Raw genomic sequence first — 3,048 nt, forward strand, 5'->3', positions numbered from 1 at the left:
CGCCGGTGCGGGGGTACTACCTGTGGTCGCTGCTCGACAACTTCGAGTGGGGCTACGGCTACGCCAAGCGGTTCGGCATCGTCCATGTCGACTACACGACGCTGCGCCGCACCCCGAAGGCCAGCGCCCACTGGTACTCGGCGCTCATCCGGGCCCACCGGGCCTGACGGCGCAGCGCTAGGCCAGGCCGGCCTCCCGGGCGCGGATCGCCGCCTGCACCCGGGAGGTGCAGCCGAGCTTGGCCAGCACCCGCGAGACGTGGGTCTTCGCCGTCGCCTCGGTGATGCCCAGCGACTCGGCGAGCCCGGCGTTCGACAGCCCCTGCCCCAGGCCGGCGAGCACCTCCCGCTCCCGCTCGGTGAGGGCGGCGACGTCGGCCGGCACCTCCTGCTCGGTGTGCTCCGGCGCCCGCGCGAAGGCGGTGAGCAGGCGGCGGGTGACCTCGGGGGCGACGACCCCCTCCCCGGCTGCGACCCGACGGACGGCGTCGACCAGGGTGGGGGCGTCGGCGGTCTTGAGCAGGAAGCCCGCCGCGCCCGCGCGCAGCGCACCGAAGACGTACTCGTCGAGGTCGAAGGTGGTGAGGACGAGGACGTCGGCGAGGACGTCGGTGACGATGGCCCGCGTGGCGGCGATGCCGTCGGTGCCGGGCATCCGGATGTCCATGAGCACGACGTCCGGGCGCAGCGCCCGCGCGTTGGTCACCGCGCTCGCGCCGTCGGCGGCCTCGCCGACGACCGTGAGCCCGTCGGCCGTCTCGAGGATGAGCCGCAGCCCGGAGCGGATGGCGGCGTGGTCGTCGGCGATGAGCACGCGGACGGTCACGGGTCCTCCTCCGCGGGGATGACGGCTCGCACGCGCCAGCGGTGGCCGTCGCGCCCGGCGCAGAAGGTGCCGCCGAGCGCCTCGGCGCGCTCCCGCATGGTGAGCAGCCCGACACCGGACGACGAGCCGGCGGGTTCGCCGGTCCCGGCCGGCGGGCGGTCCGCGGACGTGTCGTTGGTGACCTCGACCCGCAGGGTCCCGCCGTCGTGGGCGAGCGTGACGTCGACCGGTCCGTCGGCGCCGTGCCGCAGCGCGTTCGCCAGGCCCTCCTGGACGATGCGGTAGGCGGCCTGGTCGACCGCCGCGGGCAGGGACGGCAGCTCGGCGGCGCCGTGGACCGTCACGGCCATGCCCTCGCCGCGGAACCCGGCGACGAGCGTGCCGAGCTCGTCGAGGCGGGCCGGGCTGGTACGGGCCTCGTCCCCCGTGCGGAGCAGGTCGATCATCGCGCGCATCTCACGCAGGGCGGCGACGCTGGAGGAGCGGATCGCGGACAGCGCCTCCCGGTCGCGGCGCGCCGCGGGCTCCTCGGCGTCGGGCCGGGGGAGGGCCAGCGCGGCCTCCGCGTGGATGGCGACCGCCGAGAGGTGGCTGGCGAGCGCGTCATGGATGTCACCGGCCATCCGGGTGCGCTCGGCGTGGACCACCTCCTGCTCCCGCAGCTCGCCGATCCGGGCGAGGTCGCGTGCTCTCGCGGAGGCGAGCTCGGCGAGCTCCTTCTGCTGGCGCACCGAGCGGCCCCACCACAGGGGCGTGCCGAAGACGGCGAAGAGCAGGAGTGCGATGTTCGCGGTCGAACGCAGGTCACCGGTCGCGACGAAGGTGGCGGCCGCGCCGCCGCCGACGCAGACGACCACCCCGACCCCGAGCCGGCGGACGGCCGGGGCGCTCGCGCGCAGGGCGGCGGAGTAGAAGAGGTCGAGCAGCGCGATGGTCACGCCGACGCTGCCGCCGAGCACGACGTCGACACCGAAGACCGCGAGGCCCGCGCCGAGCGTGAGCAGTGGCCACCGCGCCTTGCCGAGCATGACGACGCAGACCGCGGTCAGGGTGAGGACGAAGGGCCACCGGCCGGAGTCGGCGACGAGCGGTGCCCGCCCGCCGCCGAGCGTGCCCACGAGCCCCGCGGCCAGAAGCACGAGGCCGATGAGGAAGGTGCTCACGGCGTCGCTGACGACGCGGCCGCGCTCGGTCCCGCGCACCCGCTCCCGCCACATCCGTACCAGCCACTGCACGTGCCCATCCCAGCACAGCCGGCGGTGTGCGAGGTCCGTCGAAGGATGTACGCACAGCGGCGCGGGCGTCGGTCCGACGGCCGACGACGCTCCGCAGGGGTGCGCGGGACCGTCGGGGCATGACGATCGCAACCTTCGGAGCGCTGGTCGTCCTCGCGCTCGTCGACTCGACGAGCTTCGGGACGCTGCTCATCCCGGTCTGGTTCCTCCTCACGCCCGGCCGCGTGCGGGTCGGCCGCGTCCTCGTGTTCCTCGGTACCGTCGCGGGCTTCTACCTGCTGCTCGGCATCGCCCTCGTCGCCGGGGCGAGCGCCCTCCTCGGGGACCTCGACGGGCTGCTGGACAACCCCGTCGTGGCGCGGCTGCAGCTCGTCCTCGGGGTGGGGCTCCTCGTGGGCAGCTTCTTCATCGGCCGCAGGCGGGAGGGGAGGGCCCCGGCCGGCTCGGGGCGGCTGCTGCGCTGGCGCGCCCGCGCGATGGGTACCGAGACGGACTCGGGGGTCGGCGGGCTCGTCACGCTGGCGCTCGCCGCCGCCGTGCTCGAGGTCGCCACCATGCTGCCCTACCTCGCCGCGACCGGGATCATCGGCTCGTCCGGGCTCGCGGCTCCGGCCCGGGTGGGGGTGCTGGCCGCGTACTGCCTCGTCATGGTGCTGCCGGCACTCGCCCTGCTCGGCGCCCGGCTCGGCGCTCGCCGGGCGGTGGAGCCGCTGCTCCAGCGCATCGCGGCCTGGATGGAGCGCAGTGGTGCCGAGACGACGGCCTGGATCGTCGGGATCGTCGGCTTCCTCCTCGCCCGCGACGCCGTCGGCCGGATGCCGGACCTGCTCTCCTTCCTCGACACGCTGTGACCGCCCGCGACCGTCCCCCGGCCAGGGCACCACCGACCATGGTCTCGTTCGATCCCGTGGCGCGCAGCAGGCACGGACCGCGCTTCCACCCCTCCGTCGACAGCGGGATGGCCACCCGCTCCCCGGCGGAGGGGTTT

The 3,048-nt window shown here is 75.3% G+C and carries 4 protein-coding genes; 2 read left to right on the forward strand and 2 right to left on the reverse strand.

The features are described 5' to 3' along the window. Positions 1–167: family 1 glycosylhydrolase (locus tag Q0195_RS08780; RefSeq protein WP_299277215.1), on the forward strand; the 167-nt coding region annotated here is incomplete at its 5' end. 10 nt (positions 168–177) lie between these two features. Here the strand turns inward: Q0195_RS08780 and Q0195_RS08785 are convergent. After that, positions 178–825 (reverse strand): response regulator transcription factor, encoded by a 648-nt coding sequence (locus tag Q0195_RS08785; RefSeq protein ID WP_299277207.1) that lies wholly within the window; start codon positions 823–825, stop codon positions 178–180. Continuing rightward, positions 822–2,060: a histidine kinase gene (locus Q0195_RS08790; RefSeq protein WP_299277209.1), complete on the reverse strand. Its 1,239-nt coding sequence runs from the start codon at positions 2,058–2,060 to the stop codon at positions 822–824. Before Q0195_RS08790 ends, Q0195_RS08785 begins: the two co-directional genes overlap by 4 nt. Before the next feature lie 119 nt (positions 2,061–2,179). Between Q0195_RS08790 and Q0195_RS08795 the strand changes: the two genes are divergently transcribed. Further along, a complete protein-coding gene (locus tag Q0195_RS08795; protein ID WP_299277212.1) occupies positions 2,180–2,911 on the forward strand; it encodes a GAP family protein in 732 nt (243 codons plus the stop codon). Positions 2,912–3,048: the final 137 nt, after the last annotated feature.

This window comes from uncultured Georgenia sp. (assembly GCF_937958535.1).
Taxonomy (GTDB): Bacteria; Actinomycetota; Actinomycetes; order Actinomycetales; family Actinomycetaceae; genus Oceanitalea.